Here is a 14,705-nt window from a genome sequence, read left to right on the forward strand (position 1 = left end):
GCTGCTGTCTATCCCAGCCACCGCCGAGCGCGGCGATCAGCAGCACACTGGCGGTCAGCCGATCGCCCAGCAGGGTCAGGTTGGTGCGCTCGTTGTTCAGCGCGGTGGTCTGCACCGTGGCAACGCTGAGGAAATCGACAGTGCCTGCCCGGTACTGGTTCTCGATCAGACGCAGAGACTCCTGTGCCGCCTCCAGCGCCTCGCGCTGCACAACCGCCTCCTCTTCCAGCACCCGCAGCTGCACCAGGTAATCCTCCACCTCGCGGAAGCTATCGAGCACGGTCTGCCGGTAAGTGGCCACGGTCTGGTCATAACTGGCTTCGGCACGCTCCAGTTCGGCGCGCCGGCTGCCGAAGTCCAACAGTGTCAGCGCGAGTTGCGGGCCGAGCGACCAGAAACGGTTGGGCACACTGAACAGGTCGCTGAAGCTGCTGTTACGGTAACCACCGCTCGCCGAAAGCGTCAGGTCCGGGTACCAGGCCGCTTCGGCAACGCCGATGTTGGCATTGGCCGCCATGACCTGGCGCTCGGCTGATGCAATGTCTGGACGACGCTCCAGCAATTGTGAAGGCACGGTTAGCGGCACGCCCGGCAGCGCCGGGATGTCCTCGCGCACCGCAATATCCAGCTCCGAGGGCGCAACGCCGATGAGCACGGCGATCGCATGTTCCATCTGCGCCCGCTGCCAGCGCAGGTCGATGGCCTGGGCCTGGGTGCTCTTGAGTTGCGTCTGCGCCTGGGCGACGTCGGATTTCGGCACGATGCCGGCCCGATACTGGTTCTCGGTCAGGCGCAGCGAGCGTGCGTAAGCCGCGACGGTCTGGTCGAGCAGGCGTTGATGTTCGTCGATCACCCGCAGCTGCAGGTAGGTCTGCACCAGCTCGGCCTGCAGGCTCAGCCGCACTGCGGCCAAATCTGCGGCGCTGGCCTGCATGCTGGCGCGGTTCGCTTCCAGATTGCGCCGCAGTCGGCCCCAGATATCCGCCTCCCAGGACGCACTCAGGCCCGCTTCGTAGCTTTCGCTGACGCCACTGCCGAACGAGCCGCCGCTGGTGTCCGAGCTACCACTGCCCTGCGCTGAACGGGTCACGCCGGCACTGCCGGAAAGGATCGGGAACAGCTGCGAGCGTGCACCGCGTACCAGTGCCCGGGCCTGACGGAACTGGGCCTCGGCCGCGGCCAGGTTCTGATTGTCGACATTCAGCCGGGCGACCAGGGCGTCCAGCTCGGCATCGCCATAAAGCCGCCACCACGCGCCACGCTCCAGCACATCGGCCGGCGCCGCGGCTTTCCAGCCTTCGGCCTGTTTGAATTCGGTAGCCACGGGCAGCTCCGGACGTTGATAGTCCGGGCCCAGGGTACAGGCGCCCAACGACAGGGCCAGCACGGCAGCCGCGAGGGGCCGCAGGGCATGCTTCAGCGATGAGGGGCTCAGCGACGACGGATTCATAGCGGGTTTTCCAGGGCGGCATCGGTGCGAACACCGCGCCAGCTGTTGAAACGATGACGCAGGCGGTCCAGGTACAGATAGACCACCGGCGTGGTGTAGAGGGTCAGGATCTGGCTCAGCAGCAGACCGCCGATGATGGTCAGACCCAACGGCTGGCGCATCTCGGCGCCCTCCGCGCCGCCGAGCAGCAGCGGCAGCGCGCCGAGAATGGCCGCCATGGTGGTCATCAGGATCGGCCGGAAACGCAGCAGGCAGGCGCGATGGATCGAATCGGCGGGCGACAGCCTGTCGTTGCGCTCGAACTGCAGCGCCAGGTCGATCATCAGGATCGCGTTCTTCTTCACCACGCCGATCAGCAGGAAGAGCCCGAGTAGCGAGATCAGGCTGAACTGGTCGCCGGTGAGGATGATCGCCAGCAGCGCGCCGACTCCGGCCGATGGCAGTGTCGAGAGAATGGTCAGCGGATGGATGTAGCTCTCGTAGAGGATGCCCAGCACGATGTAGACCAGCAGCAAGGCGCCGAGAATCATCAGTGGCTGGCCTTGCTGAGTGCTCTCGAAGGCGCTGCCGGTGCCGCCGAGGCGGCCCTGTACCTCACTCGGCATGCCGATGGCGGCGACGGCGCGCTCGATGGCCAGGGTCGCTTGATCGAGGCTGACGTCAGGCGCGAGGTCGAAATCGATGTTCTCCGCAGCGAACTGCCCGTCGTGGCTGACCCTATCCTCCTCCAGGCTGCGTTCGTAGCGGGCGAACACGGCAAGCGGCACGCGCCGGCCATCCTCTGTGATGATGTGGATCTGCTCCAGCACCTCGGGGTACTGCGCGTAGCTGGGGTCGATCTCCATCACGACCTGGTACTGGTTGAGCGATTCGTAGATGGTGGAAATCTGCCGCTGGCTGAAGGCGTTGTTGAGCAGCGTGGTCACCGTACTCATGTCTATGCCCAGACGCTTGGCCGCATCGCGATCGATCTTCAGGCTGATCTGCTGGGCCCCCTCGCCGTCATTGGCGTCGATGCTGGTCAGTTCCGGCAGCGCCGACAGTGCCTGGGTGACCCGCGGCACCCAGGTGCGCAGGTCGTTCAGGTCGCTCGCCAACAACGTGTAGGAATAGGCCGAACTGCTCTGCCGGCCACCGCCGAACTGCAGGTCCTGATCGGCCATGAGGAACATGCGCCCGCCAGGCACCTTCGGCTGGTTCTTGCGGATGCGCTCGATGACCTTCTGCGCCGAGATCTTCCGCTCGCTCAGCGGTTTGAGGCGCACGATCATGAAAGCATTGTTGATGCCGCCCTGCCCGCCGATGAAGCCCGCCACGCTCTCCACCGCCGGATCCGCCAGCACCGCCTTGCGGAAGACTTCCATCTTCGGCTGCATGACCTGGAAGGACAGGCCGTCATCACCGCGGATAAAGCCGGTCAGCTGGCCGGTGTCCTGCTGTGGCAGGAAGGTCTTTGGCACCTGCACGTAGAGCACAACGTTCAGCGCGATGGTCGCCAGCAAGCTCAGCAGCGTGATGCGACGGTGCCGCAGTGCCCAGCTCAGCGACCGGTCGTAGTGACGCAGCAACCACTGATGGGCCTGGTGGCTCCAGCGCTGCAGACGCCCTTCCTGCGCGGGATGATGCGGTTTGAGCCAGCGCGCGCAGAGCATCGGTGTCAGCGTCAGCGAAACCAGCAGCGAGACCAGGATCGCCGCCGCCAGGGTGATGGAAAACTCGCGGAACAGCCGCTCGACGATGCCTCCCATGTAGAGGATGGAGACGAATACCACCACCAGTGAGAGGTTCATCGACAGCAACGTGAAACCGACTTCGCGGGTGCCGACGTAGGCGGCCTTCAACGGCGGCATGCCGTCGTCGATATGCCGGGCGATGTTCTCCAGCACCACGATGGCATCGTCCACCACCAGGCCCGCGGCCAGGATCAGCGCCATCAGCGAGAGGATGTTCAGCGAGAAGCCGAACAGGTACATCACGGCAAAGGTACCGACCAGCGACACCGGCACCGCCAGCGCCGGGATCAATGCAGTACGCAGGCTGCCGAGGAACAGGAACACCAGCACGATGACCAGCGCCACCGCGATCAGCAGCGTGCGTTCGGCCTCGTGCAGCGTGGCGCGGATCACCGGCGAGCGGTCCATGGCGATGTTCAGATCGACGCTGCCGGGCATGATCGCCTGCAGCGCCGGCAGTTCGCGGCGGATGCCCTCGATGGTTTCGATGATGTTGGCGCCGGCCTGGCGATTGACGATCAGCAGCACGGCCTGCTCGTTGTTGAAGAAGCCGCTGTTGTAGCGGTCCTCCACCGAATCGCGCACCTTTGCGACATCGCCCAGGCGCAGCGCCGCACCGTCCTGGTAGCGGATGATCAGCGGTGTGTAGTCGGCCGCCTCGTGCAGCTGATCGTTGGCACGAACCTGCCAGTGGCGGTCCGCGTCCTCGACCATCCCCTTGGGTCGGCGCACGTTGCCGTTGGCGATGGTCTGGCGCACTTCGTCCAGCGACACGCCGTACTGCTCCAGCTGCTGCGGCTGCAGCTCGATGCGCACGGCGGGCAGCGAGCTGCCGCCGACCTGGATCTCGCCGACGCCGGACACCTGCGACAGCTTCTGCGCCAGGATGGTCGAGCCGATGTCGTACAGCTCGGCCTTGTCCAGCACGTCCGAGGTCAGCGAGAGCACCATGATCGGTGCCTGGGACGGATTGATCTTGCGGTAGGTGGGCATGCTGCGCATGCCGCTGGGCAGCAGGTTGCGCGCGGCGTTGATGGCCGCCTGCACGTCGCGGGCGGCGCCATTGATCTCGCGGTCCAGGTCGAACTGGATGATGATCCGCGTCGAGCCCTGGCTGCTGCGACTGGTCATCTGGCTGACGCCGGCGATGCTGCCCAGCGAGCGCTCCAGTGGGGTCGCGACGCTGGAGGCCATGATCTCGGGGCTCGCGCCGGGTAGGCTGGCCTGCACGGTGATTACCGGGAAATCCATGTTCGGCAGCGGCGATACCGGCAGCAGGCCGAAGCTGACACCACCCAGCAACAGGATCGCCAGACTGAGCAACATGGTCGCCACGGGACGGGCGATAAAGGGTGCGGAAAGGTTCATACCCGCCCCCGCACGATCGCAGGCCGGCTCACGCTTGAGCCTCCGCCAGCGGCTCGCGGCGACGCCCGAAGCGATGGCCGAGGCGGTCGAAGAACAGGTAGATCACCGGTGTGGTGAACAGCGTCAGCAGCTGGCTGAGCAGCAGACCGCCGACCAGCACCAGACCGAGCGGCTGGCGCAACTCGGCACCGGAGCCGGATGCCAGCATCAGTGGAATCGCACCGAACAGCGCCGCCAGCGTGGTCATCAGGATCGGACGGAAACGCAGCAGCGCCGCGCGATAGATCGCGTCCTGCGGACTCATGCCCTGCTGCCGTTCGGCCTCCAGGGCGAAGTCGATCATCATGATCGCGTTCTTCTTGACGATGCCGATCAGGAGGATGATGCCGATGATCGCGATCAGCCCGAGGTCGTTGCCGGTCAGCAGCAAGGCCAGCAGCGCGCCGACCGCCGCCGACGGCAAGGTGGAAAGAATGGTGACCGGGTGGATGTAGCTCTCGTAGAGCACGCCGAGCACGATGTACATGGTCACCACCGCGGCGAGGATCAGCAGCAGCGTGCTGGACAGCGAGGCGCGGAAAGCCTCGGCCGCACCCTGGAAGCGGGTCTGGATGCCGGCCGGCAGGCCGATCTGCTGCTCCACCGCCTCGATCACCTCCACCGCCTTGCCCAGCGACACGTCTTCGGCCAGGTTGAACGACAGGGTCACCGCCGGGAACTGGCCGATGTGGTTGATCAGCAGCGGCGCGTTGCGCTGTTCCAGCCGCGCCAGGCTCGACAGCCGCACCGGCGTGCCGCCCTCGCTCTGCACGAACAGTTGCTCCAGCGCCTGCGGACCGAGGCGGTTGCCCGCCTCTGCCTCCAGCACCACGCGGTACTGACTGGCCTGGGTGAAGATGGTGGAAATCTGCCGTTGGCCGAAGGCGTCGTACAGCGCATCGGTGATATCCGCGACCTGGATGCCCAGGCGCGCCGCGGCGTCGCGGTCGATGTCCAGATAGATCTGCAGGCCGCTGCTTTGCAGGTCGCTGGCCACATCGGTCAGCTCCGGCCGCTCGCGCAGCGCCTCGACCAGCCGCGGCGTCCACTCCTGCAGCAGCTCGCCGTCCGGCGTCTCGAGGCTGAACTGGAATTGCGTGCGGCTGATCCGATCCTCGATGGACAGATCCTGCACCGGCTGCAGGTACAGCTCGATACCTGGCACCTTGGCCAGCTCCGGTCGCAGCCGGTCGATGATCTGGCTGGCAGTCAGGTCTCGCTCGCCGTGGGGCTTGAGATTGATCAGCAGGCGGCCGCTGTTGAGCGTGACGTTGTCGCCATCCACGCCGATGTAGGACGACAGGCTGTCCACCGCCGGATCGGCAAGAATCACCCGCGCCAGTGCCTGCTGCCGTTCGCTCATGGCGCGGAAGGAGATCGACTGCGGCGCCTCGCTGATGCCCTGGATCACGCCGGTGTCCTGCACCGGGAAGAAGCCCTTGGGCACGGCGAGATAGAGCACGACGGTAAGGCCAAGCGTCGCAACCGCGACCAGAAGGGTCAGCGTCTGGTGGCGCAATACCCAGGTCAGCCAGCGCGAGTAACCGCCGATCAGGCGCTCGACCCAGTCAGGCTTGGCGTCGGCGGCCGTCTGCGGCTTGAGCAGCTTGGCGCACATCATCGGCGTCAGCGTCAGCGACACCACCAGCGAGATCAGAATCGCCACCGCCAGGGTGATGGCGAACTCGCGGAACAGCCGGCCGACGACATCCTGCATGAACAGCAGCGGGATCAGCACGGCGATCAGCGAGAAGGTCAGCGAGATCAGCGTAAAACCGATCTGCCGTGCGCCCTTGAGCGCGGCGTTGAGCGGTGTCTCGCCCTCCTCCAGGTGCCGCGCGATGTTCTCCAGCATGACGATTGCATCGTCCACCACGAAGCCGGTGGCAATCGTCAGCGCCATCAAGGTCAGGTTGTTCAGGGAGAAACCGCAGACGTACATCACCGCGAAGGTGCCGACCAGCGACAGCGGCACGGCAATTGACGGGATCACCGTGGCCGAGAGCTTCTTGAGAAAGACGAAGGTGACCATCACCACCAGGAAGGTGGCGAGCATCAGCTCATGCTGCACATCGGTGACGGCGGCGCGGATGGTCTGGGTACGGTCGGTGAGCACCACCACATCCAGGCCGGCCGGCATGCTGGCCGTCACTTCCGGCAGCAGCGCCTGGATGCGTTCGACCACGTCGATGACATTGGCACCGGGCTGGCGCTGGACGTTGAGCAGCACCGCCTGGCTCTCGTTGGCCCAGGCCGCGAGGCGCTCGTTCTCGGCGCCGTCGATGATGTCCGCGACATCCTTAAGCCGCAGCGCGGCGCCATCCTCGTAGGTGAGGATCAGCTCGGCATATTCCTCAGGCGTCTTCAGCTGGTCGTTGGCGTCGAGCATCGACACCCGGGTCGGGCCGTCGAAGTTGCCTTTGGGCTGGTTGACGTTGGAGCTGGTGATCAGCGAGCGCACGTCGGCCAGCGAAAGGCCGTACGCGGCAAGTGCTTCCGGGTTGGTGCGGATACGCACCGCCGGCCGCTGGCCACCGGCGATACTGACCATGCCGACGCCGTTGATCTGCGCCAGTTTCTGCGCCATGCGCGTGTCGACCAGATCATGCAGTTTGGGCAGCGGCAGCGATTCGGACGTCACGGCCAGGGTCAGCACCGGCGTGTCGGCCGGGTTAACCTTGTTGTACACCGGCGGCGCCGGCAGATCGTTGGGCAGCAGGTTGTTCGCCGCGTTGATCGCGGCCTGCACTTCCTGTTCCGCGACATCCAGCGCCACGTCCAGCGAAAAGCGCAGGGTAATCACCGAGGCGCCGCCGGAACTGGTGGATGACAGCTGCTCGAGCCCAGGCATCTGCCCGAACTGGCGCTCCAGCGGTGCGGTAACGGCGCTGGTCATGACTTCGGGGCTGGCACCGGGATACAGCGTCATCACACGGATCGTCGGGTAGTCCACCTGCGGCAATGCCGCCACTGGCAACAGCTTGTAGGCGATCAGTCCTGCCAGCAGGATTGCGATCATGCTCAGCGTGGTAGCAACCGGTCGCAGGATGAACAACCGCGAGATGTTCATCGCTCTTCGCGCTCCGCAGCCTCACCGCCCCCGAGCACCGGATTTTCCGCAGCCTGCTCGGCCATGCGCTGGCTGCCGACGACCTCCACTTCAGCGCCATCGCGCAGTCGGTCGGTACCTTCCATCACCACCCGCTCGCCCACCTTCAAGCCGTCGAGCACCACCGTGGTCGCGCCGTTGGTAGGCCCGGCCTGCAACGTCCGTAGCTCCACCTTGTTGTCGTCGCCGACGACATAGGCGAAGGTGCCGCGCGAACCGAACTGCAGCGCCGCAGACGGAATCAACACGGCGTCACGCAGGGTCTCCACCCGCAGGCGCACGTTGACGAACTGGTTGGGGATCAGCAGCTCCGCTTCATTGTCGAAACGCGCCTTCAGGCGCAGCGTGCCGGTAGTCGCATCAATCTGGTTATCGATGCTCTCCAGCACGCCCTCGCCAAACTGGATCTTTTCACCGCGATCCCAAATCTGCACTGCAAGCTCATCGCCCTGGCGATAGCGCGTCAGCACCGGCAGCAACTCGCCTTCGGGCAGGGTGAAGCTGATGGACATCGGCTGGGTCTGGGTGATCACCACCAGCGGCGTGGTGTCGTTGGCAGCTACCAGATTGCCCACATCGAGCTGGCGCAGGCCGACCCGACCATCGATGGGCGAGCGAATCTGGGTGAACTCGAGATTCAGGCGCGCCTCGTTGACCGACGCCTGATTGGCGGCCAGCGTGCCCTGGTACTGGCTGACCAGCGCTTCCTGAGTATCCAGGGTCTGCTTGGCGATGCTGTCATCGGCGTAGAGACCGCGATAACGCTCGAAATCCACTTGCGCGTTCTTCAGCTGCGCGCGGTTCTGCTGCAGGGTGCCCTCCGCCTGTTGCAGCGCGACCTTGTATGGGCGAGGGTCGATCACCGCCAGCAGATCGCCCTTCTTGACACGCTGCCCCTCTTCGAAACGCAGCTCGACCAGCTCGCCACCGACCCGGCTGCGCAGATTGACGGTATTCAACGGCGTCACGCTGCCGAGCGCCTTGTTGAAGACTTCGAACTCACCTTGCTCCACCTTGGCCACGCGCACGGGCACAGGCCCGCCAAACGCGCCGAAGCCCGGACGCCCGCCCGGCCGCTGAGGGTTTTCCTGAGGTGCAGGCCACAGCCACCAGACCAGCAGCCCGATGGCAGCTACGGCGAGGATGATGAGCAGCCAACGAAGGCTGGAACGCGCGGAAGAAGGATGAGCCACGGTCATGAACGGGGTTCGCTTGAAAAGGAGCGTGAACCATAAGCAGTCGCGAACCGCTCGCAAAGTGCCTTTACGGCATTTTTACGTATCGGCATGTATGAAGAGCCCCAGACAGGCCGGTGCGCGTCGGAACCATGTGCCGGGTCTTAAGTCTATTTAGCGTTCTTCTCGGGCACCGGGCTGCGAGGGGAAGAGCTGTAAGCAGGCCGTGTGGTCTGCCAGCACGTCGAATCGGACATTGTCGTGTCGCTAACGGGCCATCATCGATGGCCAGCAAGGATCAAGGAATGAATGTATCGCTGGTCATTCTGGCGTTGACCGTCGCCAGTTTTCTTCTCGGGTTTCTTCGCGATCTGTTCATCGCCCGCTCCTTCGGCCTCAGCTGGGAAGCGGACCTCATCTTCGTCGCTCTGATCCTGCCGCTGTTCTTCGAGAACTTTCTCGGCCTCGCCTTGCGCGACGCCATGATCCCTTACCTGCAGAAGCTGCGCAGCCAGTCGCAATCGCTGTTCGAGGCGGTCGCGCGCTGGCTTTACTGGCGCATCATGCTGCTCGGTGGCGCGGCCTGCCTGTTGATACTGCTGACCAGCTACTGGGTGCTGAACGCCCTGGCACCGGGCTGGACACCGGAACAGGTCGCCAACGGACAACTGGTCTTCTGCGTCGGCGCGCTGCTGATCGGCGTACAGGCCGCGCTGTACTGCCAGGGCGCGTTGCTCAACATGGACAACGTGTTCGTCATGCCGATGACACGAACCCTGCTGCTCAATGCCGGGGCCATCATCGGGATTCTGCTGTTCGAACCCAGCGGCATGGTGATCTTTCTCGGCATGCTTTTGCCGCAGTTGGCCCTGATCGTCGTGCAGCACCGCCGTATTCATTACCTGCGGGGAGAGGCGCAACCGCTGGAAAAAGGTCACGGCAGTCAGTTCGGCCTGGCATTCGCCCCGGTACTGATGGCCGCTGGCGCTCAGCAGGCGTGCATTTTGGCCGAGCGGATGTTCGCCTCATTCCTTGAGGAAGGCAGCATCACCATGCTGTCGTTCGCCTTCCGCATCGTCACCATCCCGCTGACGCTGTACGCGATGTCCGTGCTTTCCGTGCTCTTTCCGCAGTTCTCCTCCAGCTGGAACGAGCAGGATCACAGCGCTCATGCCGCGGTGATTCGCAAGGGGCTGCTGGCGACGTTGCTGTTCCTCGTGCCGGCCACCGTCGTGCTTTGCTCCTTCCCGGAAGCGGTGGTCGCGGTACTGCTCGAGCGCGGCGAGTTCGGCGCCACGCAAACCCAGGCAACGGCTTCGCTGATGGTCATCTACGCGCTTGGTCTGCCGTCGATGGGGCTCGCCCTGCTCTGGGGCCGCGCCCTGCTCGCCCAGCACCAGGTTCGCCTGTTTCTGGTGATCACGCTGATCAGCTCGGCCATGACCATCGGCCTGGATGCCGCGCTTTACAAGCACTATGGCGCCGCCGGTCTGGCACTGGCCTTCTCCAGCGGTGTCACGCTGCAGGCGCTGTTCATGGGGTTGTTCGTCTATCGCGCCTCGCCCAAGGGCGCCGGTGTGGCTGTGCTCGCGCGCTGGGCCGCGACAGCAGCGGTGTTGGCCGCCGCGCTGCACTTCGTGCCTCAGCCACAAGGTTTTATCGAACTCTGCGTCTATATCGGCCTGGTGCTGATCGGTTTCGCCGCCGGCGTGACCTTGCTCGGCGAGCGCGACCTGTTCAAGCCACGCTACTGGTCCATGCGCAAGGCTTGACGGCAACGCGGCGGTCCCTGAATCGCCGCTCTTTCGATCATCACCGACAACAGAAACAAAAAGGCCGCTGACGTCAGACAGCGGCCTCTTTGTTTGAGCGTCGTTCAACCACCGAAGGCGAGCATTCCCATGGTGCTGATGCCAGGTGTGGTCCAGTCCGACCCTTTGCTCTCGACCTGGGTCATGCGCGGCTTGCGCTGCTCCAGCACGATATCCAGCGCGCGACTCGGCAAAATGTCGATGTCGTCGAAGGTGATGATCTGGCCAGGCTCGACGGCGCGTTTGAGCGCAGTCTTGCGCAGCAGACCGATCGGCACGTGATCCGGGTGCTCGGCCAGCTTGATCGCCTCGCCACGGAACTGGAAACCGCCGATGCCGCGCTCGATCAGCTCACCCGGCTTCATGGCGCGCTTGGCGATGGCCGCAACGCCAAGGGTCGGTTCGGTCGAGTTGTTGAGCAGCACACCACCGCCATTCAGCACGCGGCGCACGGTCTTGCCCACTTCCAGCGAGCAGAGGTGGAACGGACGCACCAGCGTGTAGAACGGCCCGCGGCCCAGCTTGAAGTACTCGATTGCCTGCGCCTGATCCTCGTCGTGCCTGCCCACCAGGAACACGCCGCCGGCCGGGTAGCCGGAAGGAATGACGTAGTCGACGATTGGCTGCCCTGCTCGCTCGGCCATCATGCCGAGCAGGCTGGCGCTGTCGTCCAGGTTGGTCGAGGCCAGCCCCTCCATGCCCTGACGGGTAATGGTGGCGCCCAGGCCGTTACCGATGATCACCTGCTCGATCTGCACCTTGGTGCCGTCGGTGAAGGACGTGGTCTGATCGACGCTGATCCCCTGTCGATTGGCCCAGTAGGCCATGTCTTCCGGCGACGGATCATGGTTCAGATAGCCCTTCATGTTGCCGTACACCAGCGGCTGAAAGCCCATCTGCAGCGCGTCTTCATGCAGGGCCGCAAGCGAACCTGGCTGGTCGCCTTCGGCTTCGGTGAGGAAACCCCTGCCAGCCAGGAAGGAGCCCGTGGTCACCTGCAGTTCGGCGTTGACCGTCACCACCTGCAAGCCCGCTTCGAAAGCGCGTTCAATGACTGAAGTCCCATGGAACACGTCACCGCTGCACTCGACAATCAGATCGGAATGATCGATCAGCTCATCCAGCGAGTTGGTGAGGACGTCTGCCAACGGGAAGTCAGCCATCGTTGAGAGCGGCCGGCGTGTCAGGACGCGCGAGATTTCCATGTCCGGATAGTGTTTCTTGATTAACCGCACGAAGCCGCGGGCGATCATTCCGGTTCCGGAAACACCGATTTTCTTGATCTCTGAGGTAGGCATAAACTGAATCCATTCAATGGGCATCAGCGCTATGACAGCAGCTGAGCGAAAAGATTTTTGAAAAGCTGCCTATTTGCCACTTTTGCAGACTTCTCCACACCCGCGACGCTGAAGCCGGGCGGCATGCCTGAAAGTAGTTGTCTCGGAGGGTTCACGCTAATTGACGACGACGGGCGGTTTCGCACCAACCGATGGATTTCTGTCGCCAGAAAACAAAACGGCGAGTGCTATTAAAAGCCACTCGCCGTTTCGTCGTAGCAAGGCAGATCAGCCAAGCGAGGCGATGGCTGCCTCGTAGTTCGGTTCACTGCCGATCTCGTTGACCAGCTCGCTGTGCAGGACACGATTCTGTTCGTCGAGCACGACTACCGCGCGAGCCGCGACCCCGGCCAGCGGACCGCTGGCAATCGCTACGCCGTAATCCTTGAGGAACTCGACGCCGCGCATGGTGGACAGGTTGATGACATTCTCCAGCCCCTCGGCGCCACAGAAGCGCTTCTGCGCGAACGGCAGGTCGGCGGAGATGCACAGCACCACGGTGTTTTCCAGGGCATTGGCCTGAGCATTGAACTTGCGCACCGAGGTGGCGCAGGTCGGTGTATCGATGCTCGGGAAGATGTTGAGAATCTTGCGCTTGCCGGCAAGGCTCGACAGCTCGACATCGGAAAGGTCAGCGCCCACCAGGCGGAACGCCTTGGCCTGCTGGCCGGCCTGGGGGAAGTCACCGGCCACTTGGATCGGTGTGCCTTTCAGGGTGATTTCAGTCATTTGCTTCGCTCCTCGATATGAATAGGCAATAAAAAAGGTCGTGGAACGCGCAGCTCCACGACCTGGATGGTCGACACGGGCTTGTTCCTGTTGCACGACCGATGCAGCGCTGGCTGGCCTGCACCGGTCGCTATCGGACATCAGCTACGTGCGAAATATTCCTTGGTCAGCTTGACCACTACCGGACTCAGCAGCAACAGCGAAACCAGGTTGGGGATCGCCATCAGGCCGTTGAGGGTATCGGCCAACAACCAGGCGAAGTCGAGCTGGGCAATGGCGCCGAACGGCACTGCCAGAACCCAGATCACGCGGAACGGCCAGATGGCTCGCGTGCCGACCAGGAACTCCCAGCACTTCTCGCCGAAATAGCTCCAGCCAAGGATTGTGGTAAAGGCGAAGACCACCAGCGCGATAGTCAGGATGATGCCACCGATACCCGGCATGGCCGACTCGAAGGCTGCCGCGGACAGCGCCGCACCGCTTTCGCCGCTGGTCCAGACCCCGGTGCAGATGATCGCCAGGCCGGTCATCGAGCAGACGATGATGGTGTCGATGAATGTACCCAGCATGCCGATCATGCCCGAGCGCACCGAGCTGGTGGTGGTTCCGGCCGCCTGAGCGATACCAGCGGTACCAAGGCCCGCCTCGTTGGAGAAGATGCCGCGGGCAACACCGAAGCGAATCGCCGCCATGACCGCCGCGCCGGCGAAGCCACCGGTTGCGGCGATCGGCGTGAAGGCGTGGGTAAAGATCAGGTCGAATGCCGCTGGAATGGCCGAGGCATTGACGACCAGCACCACGGCCGCGGCGATCAGGTACGCCAGGCACATGAACGGTACGAGCGACGCGGCGACCACACCGATACGGCGAATACCGCCGAGAATCACCAGGCCGACGATCACCATTGTGATCAGGCCGGTCGCCCACAGCGGTACCGAGAAGGTGGTTTCCAACGCGTGGGCCATGCTGTTGACCTGCACCATGTTGCCGATGCCGAAGCCGGCCAGGCCACCGAAAATGGCGAAGGCGGTACCCAGCCAGATCCACTTCTTGCCCAGACCGTTCTTGATCGCGTACATCGGGCCGCCAACGTGCTCGCCGCGGTCGTCCTTCTCACGGTAGTGGACCGCCAGTACGACTTCGCAGTACTTGGTGGCCATACCCACCAGCGCGGTGCACCACATCCAGAACAGCGCACCCGGCCCGCCGAGGAAGATGGCCGTGGCCACGCCTGCGATGTTGCCGGTACCCACGGTCGCCGCCAGCGAGGTCATCAGCGCCTGGAAAGGGCTGATTTCGCCAGTGGCTTCGTCACCCTTGGTGCGTCCGCGCCACATCAGCGCAAAGCCGGTCGGGATGCGGGTCAGCGGCATGAACTTGAGGAAGATCATCAGGAACAGACCGGTACCAAGGATCAGCACCAGCATGGGTGGGCCCCAGACGAGGCCGTTGACGCTATTGACGAGGTTATTCAGAAATTCCATTCGAGCACCTTATTTCTTATAGGCGAGTTCCCTCGCGTTAGGGTCGCGCTACCGTGGAGCCGTTGAAAAACATGACGCTTGTGGCGGTGGTTTTTCAGCGACCAGGTAACGGCGATTCCGATACGCCTCTGGAGCTTGCGCTGCGCTGAGGTCCGCGAGCGCTTTGCAAGACTCGTGCTAGAGCGTTGCGCGGTTATGACCGCGACGTTCGGAAGCGTGGATGCTACCACTGCATTCGCCCATTGGGCTCGGGGCAATCGCGCCAGATTCGATGATCGAATCGACGCGAAAACCAGACCGAACGGTCAGACCCCGACAGCTCGACTCAGTCGAGCCAGGAATGGCATGGAAAGCGAAATCAGCGTAGTCCAGTCTGGTGCGCCCGCCAGTGTGGATTGATGCAGTTTGGTGCGCCCGACCGATGAGAGCGCGAATGCTTCATCATGCCTCTGCGCCTCCTCGATCACGGC

At 63.8% G+C, this 14,705-nt stretch carries 8 protein-coding genes; 1 reads left to right on the forward strand and 7 read right to left on the reverse strand.

Features of this window, described 5'->3' with window-relative positions:
• The 4 genes from LO50_RS06565 to LO50_RS06580 form a co-directional block, all read right to left on the reverse strand.
• Nucleotides 1–1,450, reverse strand: a 1,450-nt coding sequence (locus LO50_RS06565) for an efflux transporter outer membrane subunit (RefSeq protein ID WP_044314483.1), incomplete at its 3' end; no start/stop codon positions are given.
• Nucleotides 1,447–4,551: an efflux RND transporter permease subunit gene (locus LO50_RS06570; RefSeq protein ID WP_044314484.1), complete on the reverse strand. Its 3,105-nt coding sequence runs from the start codon at nucleotides 4,549–4,551 to the stop codon at nucleotides 1,447–1,449. The genes LO50_RS06565 and LO50_RS06570, both read right to left, overlap by 4 nt.
• 28 nt (nucleotides 4,552–4,579) lie before the next feature.
• Nucleotides 4,580–7,660 carry an MdtB/MuxB family multidrug efflux RND transporter permease subunit gene (locus tag LO50_RS06575; protein ID WP_044314485.1) on the reverse strand — a complete coding sequence of 1,027 codons (3,081 nt, stop codon included), beginning with the start codon at nucleotides 7,658–7,660 and terminating at the stop codon, nucleotides 4,580–4,582.
• Nucleotides 7,657–8,898 carry an MdtA/MuxA family multidrug efflux RND transporter periplasmic adaptor subunit gene (locus LO50_RS06580; protein ID WP_044314486.1) on the reverse strand — a complete coding sequence of 414 codons (1,242 nt, stop codon included), beginning with the start codon at nucleotides 8,896–8,898 and terminating at the stop codon, nucleotides 7,657–7,659. Before LO50_RS06580 ends, LO50_RS06575 begins: the two co-directional genes overlap by 4 nt.
• A 281-nt stretch (nucleotides 8,899–9,179) precedes the next feature.
• Between LO50_RS06580 and LO50_RS06585 the strand changes: the two genes are divergently transcribed.
• Nucleotides 9,180–10,646, forward strand: a complete 1,467-nt coding sequence (locus LO50_RS06585) for a lipid II flippase MurJ (RefSeq protein WP_044314487.1) — start codon at nucleotides 9,180–9,182, stop codon at nucleotides 10,644–10,646.
• Nucleotides 10,647–10,750: 104 nt separating this feature from the next.
• Here LO50_RS06585 and LO50_RS06590 read toward each other — a convergent pair whose 3' ends face one another.
• From LO50_RS06590 to LO50_RS06600, 3 genes are all read right to left on the reverse strand, one after another.
• Nucleotides 10,751–11,938, reverse strand: coding sequence for an NAD(P)-dependent oxidoreductase (locus LO50_RS06590; RefSeq protein WP_044314488.1), 1,188 nt, complete (start codon nucleotides 11,936–11,938; stop codon nucleotides 10,751–10,753).
• A gap of 312 nt (nucleotides 11,939–12,250) precedes the next feature.
• A complete protein-coding gene (tpx, locus tag LO50_RS06595; RefSeq protein WP_044314489.1) occupies nucleotides 12,251–12,751 on the reverse strand; it encodes a thiol peroxidase in 501 nt (166 codons plus the stop codon).
• Nucleotides 12,752–12,891: 140 nt separating this feature from the next.
• Entirely contained in the window at nucleotides 12,892–14,235 is a 1,344-nt protein-coding gene (locus tag LO50_RS06600) for an alanine/glycine:cation symporter family protein (protein ID WP_023445343.1), read from the reverse strand.
• Nucleotides 14,236–14,705 lie beyond the last annotated feature (470 nt).

The sequence above is a fragment of the Stutzerimonas stutzeri genome, from assembly GCF_000935215.1.
Classification (GTDB): Bacteria; Pseudomonadota; Gammaproteobacteria; order Pseudomonadales; family Pseudomonadaceae; genus Stutzerimonas.

Bases quoted from the DNA above. Each gene is read 5' to 3' on its own strand.
- LO50_RS06570 (WP_044314484.1), bottom strand. From the start codon at position 4,551: ATGAACCTTTCCGCACCCTTTATCGCCCGTCCCGTGGCGACCATGTTG.
- LO50_RS06575 (WP_044314485.1), bottom strand. From the start codon at position 7,660: ATGAACATCTCGCGGTTGTTCATCCTGCGACCGGTTGCTACCACGCTG.
- LO50_RS06580 (WP_044314486.1), bottom strand. From the start codon at position 8,898: ATGACCGTGGCTCATCCTTCTTCCGCGCGTTCCAGCCTTCGTTGGCTG.
- LO50_RS06585 (WP_044314487.1), top strand. From the start codon at position 9,180: ATGAATGTATCGCTGGTCATTCTGGCGTTGACCGTCGCCAGTTTTCTT.
- LO50_RS06590 (WP_044314488.1), bottom strand. From the start codon at position 11,938: ATGATCGCCCGCGGCTTCGTGCGGTTAATCAAGAAACACTATCCGGAC.
- tpx (WP_044314489.1), bottom strand. From the start codon at position 12,751: ATGACTGAAATCACCCTGAAAGGCACACCGATCCAAGTGGCCGGTGAC.
- LO50_RS06600 (WP_023445343.1), bottom strand. From the start codon at position 14,235: ATGGAATTTCTGAATAACCTCGTCAATAGCGTCAACGGCCTCGTCTGG.